The following is a 15,964-nucleotide window of genomic DNA, read 5'->3' as shown; positions in this document are numbered from 1 at the left end:
CGGGACTGCTCGTCGACCTCGGCGGCATACGGGGCGATCTCCTTCTCCGCCAGCGCCCGGATCGCCGCCCGCAGCTCATCGTGCTCCTCGGGCAGTCGGAACACATCAAACGTCGGGTTCCCGGTCCACCCAGCCATCACAGCCTCCTTCGATGACTGATCATTGATACGTGATGATGCCGCGGAGAAGCTCACCATTGCGCAAGTCTTCGTAGCCGCGATTGATGTCCTCGAGTCGGTAGCGTTGGGTAACCAGCTCGTCGAGTTTCAGGTGGCCGGTCTCGTGGAGCCGCAGCAACCGCACGATGTCGTATTGAGGGTTTGCGGAGCCGAACAGAGTGCCTTTGATGGTCTTTTCCATCAGCGTGAGCATCATGCCCGAGACGTGCACCGTGAGCTTCTCGGGATTGGCCAGACCGGTCACCACCACGGTGCCGCCCTTGCCGACGATATCGAACGCAGCCGAGATCACCTTCTCGTCAACGACTCCGACGGCCACTATCGCCTGGTCGGCGCCTTGCCCCCAGGAGAGCTCATTCACTGCGTTGGCGGCTTCGGCCGCAGTCGCGAATGCATGGCTCGCACCGAATTTCAAGGCCGTGTCGCGTTTGAGTGCAACCGGGTCGATGACAACGATGTATTTGGCACCAGATTGTTTCGCGCCTTGAACCGCATTGATACCGATACCGCCAACGCCATAGACGACCGTGATATCTCCGGCACGAACGCCACCCGCGTAGGTGGCACTGCCCCACCCGGTCGGAACGCCACAGCCGACCAGAACGGCGGTCTCCAACGGATGCCACTCATCGATCTTGACCACGGAGTGTTCGGATACGGTGGAGCGCTCGGAAAACGTGCCCAACATGCACATCCCGCCGAAATCCGTCGCGCCGCTGCGGAAACGGAAACTCCCATCAGGAAGGCAACCCTCCAGAATGTTCGCTCCCATATCGCAGAGGCTCTGTCGGCCGTTGGCGCAATAACGACAGCGGCCGCAGCTTGGGATGAAACTGCAGACGACGTGGTCGCCTGGCTTCACTTTGGTCACACCCGAACCGATGTCCTCGATGATCCCTGCGCCCTCATGGCCGCCAACGATCGGATAGCGAGGCGTGAGGTCGCCATCGGAGAGATGGAGATCCGAATGGCACAACCCTGCGGCAACAAAACGAATAAGGACTTCACCGGGCCCGGGCCCGGTGAGATCAAGCTCCATAATCTCGAATGGCTTCCCGGATCCGAGTAACACTGCTGCGGTTGTTTTCACCGGTCGGCCCTCCTCAGACGAACGTAACCACAAGTCTGGGCGATCACAGCCCTTATCGTCGCCGTGCGGGCGCCCTCTGTTCGGGTCCTTATGTTGTGCGAAGGCACGAGGACGCAAGGGGCAGAGGCGGAGTGGCATGCTCCAGACAGCGTCGTGACAAAACGTTATCCACCGCACCTCCGGCCGGGCGAAACTCGTGGAGTCGTTCGCCCCTCGCGTTGCGCCCGCTCCCCCCGGCGGCGGGTCGCCGTGATCGCGGTGGGGTCAGATCGTCGCGGTTCAGATGCATCCCGACTGGCTGGTGCCGCGGGCGCGCAGGTCAGGCGGTCGCGCTCCATCCGGCACGCTGTGGGGCCCCAATCATCCCCGCGGCCAAATGGCTTCGTCGTTCTCGGGTACGTCCCCGCCGGGACGTCGCAGAACAGCGAGGGCTTCCGCCAGATGCAGACGATGGATCCGGTCGGTGAGCAGAAGTGCAGATAGTCCGGGGTCCGCGTCGGAGTACTCGCGCAGATCCGCGGTGCCGGTGCTGTGTGACAGCGGGACCGGGGCGGGGCGGCGAGCCGTCAGCCGCCGGAGCGTCGTGCCGAAGACGTGGTCGAGCATCGTGTTGGAGAGCTACCCCGCGAGCAGCAGCGCCGCGATGATTCTGCGGGCGGCTCTGCGCACGGGGCCGTCGGTTCGGTCGGCGGGCTGGGAGCGGCCAGAAGGTCAGTATAGGCACCGGCCCGGCGGCCCGGCGGACACTGTTTTTCCGGCGCCGCCGGCCCTCACAGCAGCGACAGCACCGCCGCGAGCACGGCGACCGCCTCGCCGGAGAGCCCACCGAGGCCGGTCAGCGTCTCGGCAGGGTTCAGCGCGGCGTCGATCAGGTCGCCGCCGACGGCGAACGGGAACTGCCACAGTGCGGTGCCGACCTGATCGGCGCCGGCTCCCAGCGCGGCGGTGACGACCGCGGGGTCGGCGCTGCCCAGCGCGTCCCAGAGGTGCTGGACGGCCAACTGCGGTGCGGTGATCAAGTCGCGGGCGTCGACGAACAGTTCCACCGGCAACGACGCCGGCGGCACCGGATAGCCGGCCCAATCGACCAGCGTCCAGCCGTCGGTCGGGCTGCCGGCCATCTCGACCACTCCGCCGTAGGGGAGCAGCTCCCCGGTGGTCAGCGCCAGCCGGGCCATCAACAGATAGTCCGGGTTGTCGGCGTTCATCAGCGCCCACATGGCGATCGACGCCTGGTGGCCGAAGACGGCGACATGATCGTCGCCGCCGGCAACGCTCGCCTCGTAGAGGCTCTGCACGGCGCTGCCGAACTGGTCCTGGAAGACCATCCCGTTGAGCGCGGTGCCGGGTTGCGGCACCCCGTAAAGCCCCAGCGTCCACAGAAACGGTACGGCGGCGTAGGCGACCGCACCGATCGGCAACCCGCCGGTCTTCACCGGCAGGTCGGCGAAGATGCCGGCATCGATCTCGTTGAGCCCGGGCAGGCCCGCGGGCACGACCAGGTCCAGCATCCGCGCCAGCGGTTCCGCGGTCTCCTGGGCGCGGGTCATCCCGGAGGTGAAGATCGCGTCGATGCCGTGGCCGTCGAGCAGATCGACGACCTGGTGGGCCTGCCCCCAGCCCGCCGGGGTCAGCACCGGGCCGGGCACCGAGTTGTCGATCACCGTGTGCGCGCCGGCCTCCCCGTGCCGGACGAAATCGATGACGATCGCGTCGGCCGCCCGGGCCACCGCCGAGCTGCCGGTGAGCAGCAGCGCCGCCAGCGGCGCCGCCACCAGCGGGCGGAGCCGGGCAGTCACCCGCGGAGTCTAACCCGCCGAGCGGCTACGGATCGCAGATGACGATCGGGATCTCGCGCGTGGTGTAGGACCGGTAGTCGACGAAGTCGGGGTACATCGCGTCGAGCTTCGGCCAGTACTCCGCGCGTTCGGATTCGGTGGCGTCGCGGGCACGCAACGACAGCACCTCGTCGCGGATCCGGAACGTCACCGCCGGGTTGGCCTTGAGGTTGAGGTACCACATCGGGTTGGTGGCCCGTCCGCCCTGGGAGGCCACCAGCACCACCCGGTCGCCCTCCCGCAGATACAGCAGCGGGGACTCCCGCTGCTGGCCGGACTTGCGCCCGATCGTGGTGAGGATCCCGACCGGGGGCACGTCGCCGAAGCGTTTGCTGCCCATCCGCCACTTGCCGCCGACGCGGCCGTTGGTGGCCTTGTACATCCAGGTGTTGGCCCGCGACATCCACTTGATGATGACGCCGGTGAGCTCGGAGTTGAGCGCGCGGGGGGCCTGCGGGGTTTCGGCCATGGCTACCTCCCGATGAACGGCCGGATACGGGCGCGGATGTGGTGGATCCGCGGGCTCGGCTCATCGGCGGGAATCAGAAACGTCTCGTCGACGCGCGCACAGACCCGCCGGCCGAACAGCGACGGCTTGGTGATGATGTCGAACTGGGCCCGCACCTCGTCGCCGTCGATGCTGAACCGCGGTGTGGTGGCCGCCTTGATCAGCTTGAACTGCGGCCCCCCGGTCAGGCTGCGAGCCAGGTGTTTTCCGGAGAACCCGGTCTTCAAGCCGACCTCGATGCGCACGCAGTCGTCGGTGAACGCGACCGCGGTGGCGTCGTGGCTGACCAGTGCGTCGATGTAGGACTGCGCGGCCGCGATGCGCTCGGCGTCGGACAGCGTCACCGCGGCCTCAGATCCGCTCGATGATGGTGCCGGTCGAGAGCGCCCCGCCGGCGCACATGGTGATCAGCGCGGTCGACTTGCCGGTGCGCTCCAACTCGTGCAGCGCGGTGGTGATCAGCCGCGACCCGGTGCAGCCCACCGGGTGGCCCAACGCGATCGCGCCGCCGTTGACGTTGACCCGGTCCATGTCCGGGTTGTGCACCGCCGCCCAGGACAGCACCACCGACGCGAAGGCCTCGTTGATCTCGACCAGGTCGATGTCGCCGATCTTCATCCCGGCCTTGGCCAGCACCTTCTCGGTCGCCTGGACCGGCCCGTCGAGGTGGTAGTACGGCTCGGCGCCGACCAGCGCCTGGCTGACGATCCGGGCCCGCGGGGTCAGCCCCAACGCCTTGGCCTTGTCCTCGTCCATCCACAGCACCGCCGCGGCGCCGTCGGAGATCTGCGAGGAGGTGCCCGCGGTGTGGATACCGCCCTCGATCACCGGCTTGAGCCCGCTGAGCCCCTCCAGCGTGGTCTCGCGCAGCCCCTGGTCACGGCTGACGGTGGTCCACTCGTCGGTGGGCTCCTTGTTCTCGTCGATCACCGGCGCCTCGATCGGCGAGATCTCCCGGTCGAAGCGGCCCTCGGCCCAGGCCTGCTTGGCCAGCTGCTGGGAGCGCACCCCGAACGCGTCGATGTCCTCGCGGGTGATCCCGCGCCGCTTGGCGATCCGCTCGGCCGCGGTGAACTGGTCGGGCATGTCGATGTCCCACGACGCGGCGCGGGCGCCCCCGCCGTTCTCACCGAGCCCGACCCGGCTCATCGCCTCGATGCCGCAGGCCACCCCGATGTCGATGGCGCCGGCGGAGATCAGCGCCGAGATCAGGTGGTTGGCCTGCTGGCCGCTGCCGCACTGGCAGTCCACGGTGGTCGCGCCAACGTGCTCGGGCAGCCCGGCGAGCAGCCAGGACTGCCGGGTGATGTTGTTGCCCTGCTCGCCGAATTGGGTGACGCAGCCGCCGATGGCCTGCTCGACGCCGGCCGCGTCGATGCCCGCCTTCTCGATCAACGCCTTCTGCACCGCGCCGAGCAGCTCGGTGGCGTGCAGCCCCGACAGCCAGCCCTTGCGCTTGCCGATCGGACTGCGGGTAGCTTCAACAATGACAGGTGTGCCCATGCGGCCAGGCTAGAACACGTTTCATTACCCTGACAAGCGGTGATGCGTCTATGCCTTTTATCCGGGGTGAAGGCATGTTTTACTGGCACTAGAACGCGTTGTCATCGAGGAGAGAACCTGTGTCGTCCCAGCCCAACCCCAAGTGTCCTGTCGACCTGACCGACCCGGACATCTACGCCGAGCGGATCCCCCACGAGGAGCTCGCCGAACTGCGGAAGAACTCGCCGATCACCTGGATCGAGCAGCCGGACGGCAAGTCCGGAGGGTTCAACGACGGCGGCTATTGGGCGATCACCAAGCACAAGGACGTCAAAGAGGTCTCGCTGCGCAGCGACGTCTTCTCCAGCGCGGTCAACACCGCCATTCCGCGGTTCACCGACGACATCCCGCGGGAGAACATCGACCTGCAGAACGTGGTGCTGCTGAACATGGACGCCCCGGACCACACCCGGCAGCGTCGCATCATCTCCCGCGGATTCACCCCGCGCGCCATCGGCCGGCTGCGGGAGGAACTGCAGGAGCGCGCCCAGAACATCGCCAAGGAAGCCCTGGCCACCGGCTCGGGTGACTTCGTCGAGCAGGTCTCCGCGGAGCTGCCGCTGCAGGCCATCGCCGGGCTGCTCGGCGTGCCGCAGGAGGACCGCGGCAAGCTCTTCGAGTGGTCCAACCAGATGACCTCGTATGACGACCCCGAGTACGCCCACTACGACGAGAAGGCCTCCTCGATGGAGATCATCGCCTACTCGATGAAGCTGGCGGAGGAGAAGAAGAAGAACCCGGGCGCCGACATCGTCACCACGCTGGTCGAGGCCGACATCGACGGGGAGAAGCTCACCGAGGCCGAGTTCGGGTTCTTCGTCGTGCTGCTCGCGGTGGCCGGCAACGAGACCACCCGCAACTCCATCACCCAGGGCATGATGGCCTTCTCCGAGCACCCCGAGCAGTGGGAGCTGTTCAAGAAGGAGCGCCCGGAGACCACCGCCGACGAGATCGTGCGCTGGGCCTCCCCGGTGACCTCCTTCCAGCGCACCGCCACCGAGGACACCGAGCTGTCCGGCGTGAAGATCAAGAAGGGCCAGCGGGTGGTGATGTTCTACCGGTCGGCGAACTTCGACGAAGAGGTCTTCGACGACCCGTACACCTTCAACATCCTGCGCGACCCCAACCCGCACGTCGGGTTCGGCGGGACCGGGGCGCACTACTGCATCGGCACCCACCTGGCCCGGATGACCATCCAGCTGCAGTTCGAGGCGATCGCCGACCACATGCCGGACCTGCTGCCGCTGGCCAAGCCGGAGCGGCTGCGCTCGGGCTGGCTCAACGCCATCAAGCACTGGCAGGTCGACTACACCGGCAAGTGTCCGGCGCAGCACTGAGTTCCGAGGCCACCGCAGGAGGGTAACGGTGAACAGCACGACCGGGCCGGCGCGTCCGGCCGTCGCCGACGGTTTCGATTTCCTCGACCCCGACGTGGTCCTTCGGGGCATTCCCGACGAGGCGTTCGCGGCGCTGCGGAAGTCGGCGCCGGTCTGCTGGATCGACCAACCCCCGGGCGAGGGCGGCGGCTTCCATGACGGCGGCTACTGGGCGATCACCAAACACCGGGACGTCAAAGAGATCTCGCTGCACAGCGACGTGTTCTCCAGCTTCGAGAACTGCGTGATCCCGCGCTACCCCAACGACATGAAGCGGGAGAACATCGAGCTGCAGCGGGCCGTGATGCTCAACATGGATGCGCCGCAGCACACCCGGCTGCGGCACATCATCTCCCGCGGGTTCACCCCGCGCGCGATCGGTCGGCTGCGCGACGAGCTGCAGACCCGCGCCCAGAAGATCGCCGCCGACGCCGCCGCGGCCGGTTCGGGTGACTTCGTCGAGCAGATCTCCTGCGAGCTGCCGCTGCAGGCCATCGCCGGTCTGCTCGGTGTGCCGCAGGAGGACCGGGACAAGCTGTTCCGGTGGTCGAACGAGATGACCGGCAGCGAAGACCCCGAATACGGTGACATCGACCCGCAGGCCTCGTCGATGGCGTTGATCGCCTACGCCATGCAGTTGGCCGAGGAGAAGCGCAAGAACCCGGGCGCGGACATCGTGACCGCCCTGGTGGAGGCCGACATCGACGGGGAGAAGCTCTCCGACGACGAGTTCGGCTTCTTCGTGGTGATGCTCGCGGTGGCCGGCAACGAGACCACCCGTAACTCGATCAGCCACGGGATGGTCGCCTTCGCCGAGCATCCCGAGCAGTGGGAGCTGTTCAAGAAGGAGCGCCCGGAGACCGCCGCCGACGAGATCGTGCGCTGGGCGACCCCGGTGATCTGCTTCCAGCGCACCGCACTGACCGACTACGAGCTGTCCGGGGTGACGATCAAGAAGGGCCAGCGGGTGGTGATGTTCTACCGCTCGGCCAACTTCGACGACGACGTCTTCGACGACCCGTACACCTTCGACATCACTCGCGACCCCAACCCGCACGTCGGGTTCGGGGGGACCGGGGCGCACTACTGCATCGGCACCCACCTGGCCCGGATGACGATCAACCTGATCTTCAACGCGGTCGCCGACCACGTGCCGGACCTGGTGCCGCTGGCGGAGCCGGAACGACTACGGTCGGGTTGGCTCAACGGCATCAAGCACTGGCAGGTCGACTACGCCGGCAACTGCCCGGTGGCGCACTGAACATCGAATCAAGGAGCAAACGGGTGGATTTCACTCCCGAACCGGAGCAGCAGGCTGTCGCCGACGTGGTGACCTCGGTGTTGAGCCGGGAGAAAAGTTGGGAGGCATTGGTTTCCGGCGGTGTGACCGCCCTGCCGGTGCCCGAACGCCTCGGCGGTGACGGCGTCGGCCTGCCCGAGGTGGCCACCGCGCTCACCGAGATCGGCAGGCACGGCACGATCAGCCCCGCCCTGGCCACGCTGGGGCTGGCGCTGGTGCCGCTCCTCGACCTGGCCTCCGACGCCCAGCAGGACCGGTACCTGGCCGGCGTGGCCAAGGGCGCGGTGCTCACCGCGGCCCTCAACGAACCGGCCGCCGCCCTGCCGGAGCAGTCGGCCACCACATTTTCCGGTAACCGGTTGTCGGGCACCAAGATAGGCGTGCCCTACGCCGAGCGTGCTGAATGGATGTTGGTCACCACCGACGCCGGTGTCGTCGTGGTGTCCCCGAAGGCCGACGGGGTGCGGCTGACCAAGACCCCGACCTCCAACCACAGCGACGAGTACGTGGTGGAGTTCACCGACGTCGCGGTGGCCGAGGAGGACGTGTTGTCCGGCGCGAGCGTGCACCGGCTGAACCAGTTGGCGCTGGCCATGATCGGCGCCTACGCCTCTGGGCTGGTCGCCGGGGCGCTGCGGCTCACCGCCGACTACGTCGGCAGCCGTGAGCAGTTCGGCCGCCCGCTGTCGACCTTCCAGACGGTGGCCGCCCAGCTCTCCGAGGTCTACATCGTCTCGCGCACGATCACCCTGGCGTCGACCTCGGTGGTGTGGCGGTTGGCCAACGACCTGGGCGAGGACGACCTCACCGAAAGCGACCTCGGTGTGCTCGGCTACTGGATCACCTCCCAGGCGCCGCCGATGATGCAGATCTGCCACCACCTGCACGGCGGCATGGGCATGGACATCGACTACCCGATGGACCGCTACTACTCGACCATCAAGGACCTGTCCCGACTGCTCGGCGGCAAGTCCCATCGACTCGACCTGGTGCCGATCGTGACTCCGGCCGGCCGGCGCCCGGAAACCAAGGTGGGAGCCTAATGTTCATCGATCTGACCCCCGAGCAGCGCAAGCTGCAAGCCGAACTGCGCGAGTACTTCGCGACGCTGATAAAGCCCGACGAGGCCGAGGCGATGGCCGTCGACCGGCACTGCGGCGCCTACCGTGAGGTCATCCGCCGGATGGGTGCCGACGGCAAGCTCGGCGTGGGTTGGCCCAAGGAGTTCGGTGGCCTGGGCTTCGGCCCGATCGAGCAGCAGATCTTCGTCAACGAGGCGCAGCGCGCCGACATCCCGCTGCCCGCCGTCACCCTGCAGACCGTCGGCCCGACCCTGCAGGTCTACGGCAACGAGGCGCAGAAGAAGAAGTTCCTGCCGGCCATCCTTGCCGGGGAGGTGCACTTCGCGATCGGCTACTCCGAGCCGGAGGCCGGTACCGACCTGGCCAGCCTGCGCACCACCGCGGTCCGCGACGGCGACGACTACGTCATCAACGGCCAGAAGGTGTTCACCACCGGCGCCCACGACGCCGACTACATCTGGCTGGCCGCCCGCACGGACCCGAATGCCGCGAAGCACAAGGGCATTTCGATCTTCATCGTCGACACCAAGGATCCCGGCTACTCGTTCACGCCGATGATCCTGTCCGACGGGGCGCACCACACCAACGCCACCTACTACAGCGACGTGCGCGTCCCGGCCGACATGCTCGTCGGCGAGGAGAACGGCGGCTGGAAGCTGATCACCACCCAGCTCAACAACGAGCGGGTCATGCTCGGGCCGGCCGGCCGGTTCGGCGCCATCTACGACCGTGTGCACGCCTGGGCGAATCAGCCCGGCAGCGACTGGGTGGCACCGATCAGCCACGACGCGGTGCGTCGCGGTCTGGCCGAGATCCACGCCATGTTCCGGATCAACGAACTGCTCAACTGGCAGGTCGCCGCCGCGGGCGAGATCATCGACGTCGCCGACGCCGCCGCCACCAAGGTGTTCGGCACCGAACGCATCCAGTACGCCGGCCGGCTGGCCGAGGAGATCGTCGGCGGCTACGGCAATCCCGCCGACCCGCCCACCGCGGAGTTGCTGGACTGGCTGGACGCGCAGACCAAACGCAACCTGGTGATCACCTTCGGCGGCGGCGTCAACGAGGTGATGCGCGAGATGATCGCCGCTGCCGGTCTCAAAGTGCCGCGGGTGCCCCGATGAGCGACCTGCAGGCTGGCATCGACACGCTGCTGGCCGCCGGCCGCAGCAAGCCGCGCTTCGGCCGGGACCCGGTGAACCAGCCGATGATCCACCACTGGGTGGACGCCATCGGCGACGAGAACCCGATCTACGTCGACGAGGCGGCCGCCAAGACGGCCGGCCACCCGGGCGTCGTCGCGCCCCCGGCGATGATCCAGGTGTGGACGATGATGGGCCTCGGCGGCGTCCGCCCCGACGACGACCCGCTCGGCAAGATCATCGAACTGTTCGACGCCGCAGGCTATGTCGGGGTGGTGGCCACCAACTGCGAGCAGACCTACCACCGCTACCTGCGGCCCGGTGAAGAGGTCAGCGTGACCGCCGAGGTCACCGACGTGATCGGACCCAAGCAGACCGGCCTGGGTGAGGGCTACTTCATCAACCAGAAGATCCGCTGGTGGGTCGGCGAGGAGTCCGTCGCCGACATGGACTGGCGGATCCTGAAATTCGTTCCCCGCGACAAGGGCGCCGAGGCGCCCGCCGCGGTGCCCGAGGACCTGGACCCGGCCAAGATGATGCGGCCCGCCTACTCGCGGGACACCAAGTTCTTCTGGGACGGGGTGGCCGCCCACGAACTGCGGATCCAGCGCCGCCCGGACGGTTCCCTGCAGCACCCGCCGGTGCCGGCGGTGTGGGCCGACAAGACCGAGACCACCGACTACGTGGTGGCCTCCGGGCGAGGCAGCGTCTTCTCCTACGTCGTGCACCACGCGCCGAAGGTGCCCGGCCGCTCGTTGCCGTTCATCATCGCGCTGGTCGAACTCGAGGAAGGGGTGCGGATGCTCGGCGAACTGCGCGGCGTCGGACCCGACGAGGTGCGCATCGGAATGCCGGTGCAGGCAACGTATCTGGACTTCCCGGCCGGCGACACCGGCCCGGCCTGGACCCTGTACGCCTGGGAGCCGCGGGCATGAGCACTCCGACCACAACCGTGGGCACCAAGCTGCCCGAGCTGAAGATCTACGGCGACCCGACGTTCATCGTCTCCACCGCGATCGCCACCCGTGACTACCAGGACGTCCACCACGACCGGGACAAGGCGCAGGCCAAGGGCTCCAAGGACATCTTCGTCAACATCCTCACCGACACCGGTCTGGTGCAGCGCTACGTCACCGACTGGGCCGGACCCAACGCGGTGATCCGCTCCATCGGGCTGCGCCTGGGCGTGCCGTGGTACGCCTACGACACCGTGACGTTCACCGGTGAGGTCACCGCGGTCGAGGACGGGCTGATCACCGTGAAAGTCGTCGGCGCCAACAGCCTCGGCGACCATGTGGTCGCCACCGCCACACTGACCATCGGGGAGGCGTGATGTTGTCCGGCAAAGCGGCGATCGCCGGGATCGGCGCCACCGACTTCTCCAAGGAGTCCGGTCGCAGCGAACTGCGGTTGGCCACCGAGGCGGTGCTCGACGCCCTCGACGACGCGGGCTTGACCCCCGCCGACGTCGACGGCCTGGTCACCTTCACCATGGACTCCAACCTGGAGACCGCGGTCGCGCGGTCGACCGGGATGGGGGAGTTGAGCTTCTTCTCCCAGATCGGTTACGGCGGTGGGGCCGCCGCGGCGACCGTGCAGCAGGCGGCGCTGGCGGTGGCCGCCGGGGTGGCCGAGGTGGTGGTGGCCTATCGGGCCTTCAACGAACGCTCGGAGTTCCGGTTCGGTCAGGTGATGACCGGGCTGACGGTCAACGCGGACTCCCGCGGCGTGGAGTACAGCTGGTCCTACCCGCACGGGCTGTCCACCCCGGCCGCGTCGGTGGCGATGGTGGCGCGGCGCTACATGCACGAATACGGCGCTACCAGCGCCGATTTCGGGGTGGTGTCGGTGGCCGACCGCAAGCACGCCGCGACCAACCCCAAGGCGCACTTCTACGGCAAACCGATCACGATCGAGGACCACCAGAGCTCGCGGATGATCGCCGACCCGCTGCGGCTGCTGGACTGCTGCCAGGAGACCGACGGCGGGGTGGCCATCGTGGTCACCACCCCGGAGCGGGCCCGCGACCTCAAGCACCGGCCGGCGATCATCGAGGCCGCCGCCCAGGGCTCGGGCGCCGACCAGTTCACCATGTACTCCTACTACCGCGACGAACTCGGCCTGCCCGAGATGGGCCTGGTCGGTCGGCAGCTGTGGGCCCAATCCGGGCTCAGTCCCGCCGACATCCAGACCGCGGTGCTCTACGACCACTTCACCCCGTACACGCTGATCCAGTTGGAGGAGTTGGGGTTCTGCGGCAAGGGTGAGGCGAAGGACTTCATCGCCGGCGGTGCGATCGAGCTCGGCGGCCGGCTGCCGATCAACACCCACGGCGGCCAGCTCGGTGAGGCCTACATCCACGGGATGAACGGCATCGCCGAAGGGGTGCGCCAGCTGCGCGGCACCTCGGTGAACCAGGTCGACGGCGTCGAGCACGTGCTGGTCACCGCCGGCACCGGCGTGCCCACCTCCGGGCTGATCCTGGGCTAGGCCCGCACCAACTCCACGCCCGAGAGCACCACGGCGTCGTCGCGGCCCGGCGCGGTCACCGTGGCGAGCACCGAGTCGCCCTCGGTCCACAGCCGGGCGCGCAGGGTCTCGCCGGGGAACACCACCCCGGCGAAGCGCGCACCGAAGCTGCGCACCGCGCCGGCGTCACCGTCGAGGGCGGCGTCGACGATCGCCTTACACGTCATCCCGTAGGTGCACAGCCCGTGCAGGATCGGCTGGTCGAACCCCGCGCCGGCGGCGAACGCCGGGTCGGAGTGCAGCGGGTTGCGGTCTCCGCACAGCCGGTAGATCAGCGCCTGCTGCGGCAGCACCGGGATGTCGACCTGCAGGTCCGGGTCGCGCTCGGGCGGGCCGCCCGGCCCGGACGGGCCGCGCTCACCGCCGAAACCGCCCTCGCCGCGGGCGAAGATCGACCGCTGCTGGGTCCACAGCGGGGTGCCGTCGGTGGCGGTGACGGTGGTCTCCAGGTCCACGACCGCGGCCTTGCCCTTGTCCCACACGCCGACGATGCGGCTCACCGAGCGGGCCTGCCCCGACGGCGGCAGCGGCGCGGGCACGCTGACCCGCTCCGAGGCGTGCAGGATCTTGGCCAGGTCGATGTCGATGCCCGGCCAGCTCACCTTCGGCGGGTCGACGGCGTCGAATGACGCTGCCACACAACCGAACGTCGGCAGCACCTGCGGGGTGCGGTCGACGACGTAGCTCAGCTCCTGCGGGTCCATCGGATCCGACCCGGCACCCAGGGCGAGGTTGTAGAGCTGGACGTTGGTGGCGCTCCAGGAGAAGTCCACGGCGCCGAACTCCGCGCCGAGCGCGGCGTCGAGATCGATGGGCATGTCAGTCCTTTCCGGCCGGCGAACCAGCGAGGTGCAACGCGGCCAGGTAGCCGAAGGTCATGGCCGGGCCGATGGTGCCGCCCGGTCCGGGGTAAGTGTGGCCCATCACCGGCGCGCTGACGTTGCCGGCCGCGTACAGCCCGTCGATGACGCTGTCGTCGTCGCGCAGCGCCCGGCCGTGCACGTCGGTGCGGATCCCGCCCTTGGTGCCCAGGTCGCCGGGGACCATCTTGGCGGCGTAGAACGGCGCCTGGTCGATCGCCCCGAGGTTGGGGTTGGGTTTGTTGGTCGGGTCGCCGTAGTAGCGGTCGTAGACGCTCTCACCGCGGTGGAAGTCCTCGTCGACGCCGCTGCGGGCGAAGCCGTTGAACCGCTGCACGGTCGCGGCGAGCTGCTCGGCGGGCAGGGCGGTCTTGGCGGCCAGCTCCTCCAGCGTGTCGGCGGTGACGATCACCCCGGACTCCAGCCACTTGCGCGGCAGCCGCTGGCCCGGGTTGAGCCCGGCGAAGATGTAGCGGTCGCGGTAGCGCTGGTCGAACACCAGCCAGGCCGGGATGTTCTCGCCCGGGCCGGGGCCCTGGCCGTACTCGCCGCCGTACATGTGGTGGACGGCCTCCACGTAGGGCATCGACTCGTTCATGAACCGCTTGCCGGCCATGTTGACGATGATCGAGCCCGGCGAGTTGCGCTCGCTCAGCGCGAACCACGGGGCGTCGGCCAGCGGCACCGTCGGGCCCCACCAGGCGTCCTCCATGACGTCCAGGGCGGCGCCGAGCTTCTCCCCGGCCAGGATGCCGTCGCCGGTGTTGGCCTTGGCGCCGACGGTCCATTCGGTGGTGATCGGGGCGCGCTGGTATTTCACCCGCATCTCTTCGTTGTGCTCGAAGCCGCCGCAGGCCAGGATCACCCCGCGACGGGCCCGGATCAGCTCCGGCTCCCCGGCGTCGGCGGTGGTGTCGCGCACGTACACCCCGCGCACCGCGCCGTCCTCGACCAGCAGGTCGGTCAGCGCGGTGTTGAGCCGCACCGGCACCCCGGCCTGCTGCAGCCCGATGCGCAGCGGCGCGATCAGCGCCCGGCCCATGCCGACCAGGTTCTTGCCGGTCGCCTGCGCCCACATGGTGCGCGCGCCCACCTTCAGGCTGCGCAGCACCCCGCGCGGGTGACGCTTGAGCTGGTTGAGCCGCACGTAGTCCTGCTGCATCACCACCACGTTGAGCGGCACCTTGCCGTAGGCCGGCTCCAGGCCCGCCTCGTCGGCGCCGAGCTTCTTGGCGTTGAACGGCTTGGGTTCGATGGAGCGCCCGGTCGGCTTGCCGCCGGGGGCCTCCGGGTAGTAGTCGGCGTAGCCGGGCACCCAGCACATCTTCAGCGGCGAGTGCTTGAGCACGAACGACAGCATCTCCGGGCCGCGCTGCAGGTAGGTGTCGATCTTCTCGGCCGGCACCACGTCGCCGATGATCTCGTGCAGGTAGGTGCGGGCCGCTTCGGGGGTGTCCTTGACGCCTGCTCGCTTGAGCACTTCGTTGTTCGGGATCCACACTCCGCCACCGGATCGCGCGGTCGAACCGCCGAAGTGCGGCGCCTTCTCGATGACGATGGTGGAAAGTCCCTGGTGAGCTGCGGTCAGGGCGGCAACCAGGCCTGCGCCTCCGCTGCCGACCACAACGACGTCGTACTCCTGACTAGTCATGTAGAACACGTTATAGAATTGCGGTAGCCAGGCGCTACTTGCCCGGCCACAACACACAAGGAGACGCCTGAATGCTCAGCGCCGCCGTCCGCGACGAACTCGCCGCCGACCTGGCCAAGGCCGAACGCAGCCGTGTCGCGATCGGACCGCTCACCGACGCCCACCCCGACATCGACGTCGTCGACGCCTACGAGATCCAGCTGATCAACATCCGGCAGCGGGTCGCCGAGGGCGCCCGGGTGGTCGGGCACAAGGTGGGGCTGTCCAGCGAGGCCATGCAGCAGATGATGGGCGTCGACGAACCCGACTACGGCCACCTGCTCGACGACATGGCGGTGTTCGAGGACACCCCGGTGGCCGCCGGGCGCTACCTGTACCCGCGGATCGAGGTGGAGGTGGCCTTCATCCTGGCCGCCGACCTGCCCGGCGCGGACTGCACCGAGGACGACGTGCTGGCCGCCACCGAGGCGTTCGCCCCGGCGATCGAGTTGATCGACTCCCGCATCGCGGACTGGAAGATCAAGCTCTGCGACACCATCGCCGACAACGCCTCCTCGGCCGGCTGGGTGCTGGGCTCCGAGCGGGTGGCCCCGACCGACATCGACATCAAGAACATCGACGCGGTGCTCAAACGCAACGGCGAGGTGGTCGCCGAGGGGCGCAGCGACGCCGTGCTGGGCAACCCGGTCACCGCGGTGGCCTGGCTGGCGCGCAAGGTGGAGAGCTTCGGGGTGCGCCTCAAGGCCGGCGACATCGTGTTGCCCGGCACCGCGACCCGGGCGATCGACGCGCACCCGGGTGACCAATTCGTGGCGGATTTCACCGGGCTCGGCTCGGTCCGTCTGAGTTTCGACAAGTAGGGAGAAG

Annotated in this window: 16 protein-coding genes; 8 read left to right on the top strand and 8 right to left on the bottom strand. The window is 68.4% G+C overall.

The genetic code is table 11. The annotated features are described in order from the left end of the window. From A5643_RS18275 to A5643_RS13720, 6 genes are all read right to left on the bottom strand, one after another. A partial coding sequence (locus tag A5643_RS18275) for an acyl-CoA dehydrogenase family protein (protein WP_197497733.1) occupies positions 1-137 on the bottom strand: 137 nt, incomplete at its 3' end. Positions 138-159: 22 nt separating this feature from the next. Next, positions 160-1,269 carry an NDMA-dependent alcohol dehydrogenase gene (locus tag A5643_RS13740; RefSeq protein WP_066856518.1) on the bottom strand — a complete coding sequence of 370 codons (1,110 nt, stop codon included), beginning with the start codon at positions 1,267-1,269 and terminating at the stop codon, positions 160-162. 770 nt (positions 1,270-2,039) lie between these two features. Then, positions 2,040-3,068 carry a histidine phosphatase family protein gene (locus tag A5643_RS13735; protein ID WP_066856515.1) on the bottom strand — a complete coding sequence of 343 codons (1,029 nt, stop codon included), beginning with the start codon at positions 3,066-3,068 and terminating at the stop codon, positions 2,040-2,042. Positions 3,069-3,093: 25 nt separating this feature from the next. Continuing rightward, a complete protein-coding gene (locus A5643_RS13730) occupies positions 3,094-3,576 on the bottom strand; it encodes a nitroreductase family deazaflavin-dependent oxidoreductase (protein ID WP_066856512.1) in 483 nt (160 codons plus the stop codon). Between the two features lie 2 nt (positions 3,577-3,578). Further along, entirely contained in the window at positions 3,579-3,959 is a 381-nt protein-coding gene (locus A5643_RS13725; RefSeq protein ID WP_066856509.1) for a DUF8021 domain-containing protein, read from the bottom strand. A 7-nt stretch (positions 3,960-3,966) separates the two neighbouring features. Then, a complete protein-coding gene (locus tag A5643_RS13720; protein WP_066856506.1) occupies positions 3,967-5,118 on the bottom strand; it encodes a steroid 3-ketoacyl-CoA thiolase in 1,152 nt (383 codons plus the stop codon). Between the two features lie 119 nt (positions 5,119-5,237). On the opposite strand from A5643_RS13720, the gene A5643_RS13715 reads away from it, so the two are divergent. Genes A5643_RS13715 through ltp2 form a run of 7 tightly spaced genes read left to right on the top strand, consistent with a single transcriptional unit; the run spans position 5,238 to position 12,547 of the window. Beyond that, positions 5,238-6,494 carry a cytochrome P450 gene (locus A5643_RS13715; protein ID WP_066856503.1) on the top strand — a complete coding sequence of 419 codons (1,257 nt, stop codon included), beginning with the start codon at positions 5,238-5,240 and terminating at the stop codon, positions 6,492-6,494. Between the two features lie 28 nt (positions 6,495-6,522). After that, on the top strand, positions 6,523-7,794 hold the full coding sequence (locus A5643_RS13710; protein WP_066856499.1) for a cytochrome P450: 1,272 nt from the start codon (positions 6,523-6,525) through the stop codon (positions 7,792-7,794). A 23-nt stretch (positions 7,795-7,817) separates the two neighbouring features. Further along, entirely contained in the window at positions 7,818-8,876 is a 1,059-nt protein-coding gene (locus A5643_RS13705; RefSeq protein WP_066856495.1) for an acyl-CoA dehydrogenase family protein, read from the top strand. Then, on the top strand, positions 8,876-10,039 hold the full coding sequence (fadE29, locus tag A5643_RS13700; protein ID WP_066856493.1) for an acyl-CoA dehydrogenase FadE29: 1,164 nt from the start codon (positions 8,876-8,878) through the stop codon (positions 10,037-10,039). Before A5643_RS13705 ends, fadE29 begins: the two co-directional genes overlap by 1 nt. Further along, positions 10,036-10,992 (top strand): bifunctional MaoC family dehydratase N-terminal/OB-fold nucleic acid binding domain-containing protein, encoded by a 957-nt coding sequence (locus tag A5643_RS13695; protein WP_066856490.1) that lies wholly within the window; start codon positions 10,036-10,038, stop codon positions 10,990-10,992. The genes fadE29 and A5643_RS13695 overlap by 4 nt, the downstream gene beginning before the upstream one ends. Further along, positions 10,989-11,390 (top strand): MaoC family dehydratase, encoded by a 402-nt coding sequence (locus A5643_RS13690; RefSeq protein WP_066856487.1) that lies wholly within the window; start codon positions 10,989-10,991, stop codon positions 11,388-11,390. Before A5643_RS13695 ends, A5643_RS13690 begins: the two co-directional genes overlap by 4 nt. Next, the gene (ltp2, locus tag A5643_RS13685; protein ID WP_066856486.1) at positions 11,390-12,547 is read left to right on the top strand and encodes a 17-hydroxy-3-oxo-4-pregnene-20-carboxyl-CoA lyase; all 1,158 of its coding nucleotides are present in this window, start codon (positions 11,390-11,392) and stop codon (positions 12,545-12,547) included. The genes A5643_RS13690 and ltp2 overlap by 1 nt, the downstream gene beginning before the upstream one ends. Here the strand turns inward: ltp2 and chsH3 are convergent. Together chsH3 and kstD are read right to left on the bottom strand one after the other, a co-directional pair. Then, on the bottom strand, positions 12,544-13,404 hold the full coding sequence (gene chsH3, locus A5643_RS13680) for an enoyl-CoA hydratase ChsH3 (protein WP_066856483.1): 861 nt from the start codon (positions 13,402-13,404) through the stop codon (positions 12,544-12,546). The genes ltp2 and chsH3 overlap by 4 nt on opposite strands. A gap of 1 nt (position 13,405) precedes the next feature. Next, entirely contained in the window at positions 13,406-15,097 is a 1,692-nt protein-coding gene (kstD, locus tag A5643_RS13675) for a 3-oxosteroid 1-dehydrogenase (RefSeq protein WP_066856523.1), read from the bottom strand. Positions 15,098-15,168: 71 nt separating this feature from the next. Here kstD and A5643_RS13670 point away from each other — a divergent pair, with 71 nt between their 5' ends. Beyond that, positions 15,169-15,957 carry a 2-keto-4-pentenoate hydratase gene (locus A5643_RS13670; protein ID WP_066856480.1) on the top strand — a complete coding sequence of 263 codons (789 nt, stop codon included), beginning with the start codon at positions 15,169-15,171 and terminating at the stop codon, positions 15,955-15,957. Positions 15,958-15,964 lie beyond the last annotated feature (7 nt).

The organism is Mycobacterium sp. 1274756.6, assembly GCF_001668625.1.
GTDB lineage: Bacteria > Actinomycetota > Actinomycetes > Mycobacteriales > Mycobacteriaceae > Mycobacterium.
This window is presented reverse-complemented; position numbering and strand designations above follow the sequence as displayed.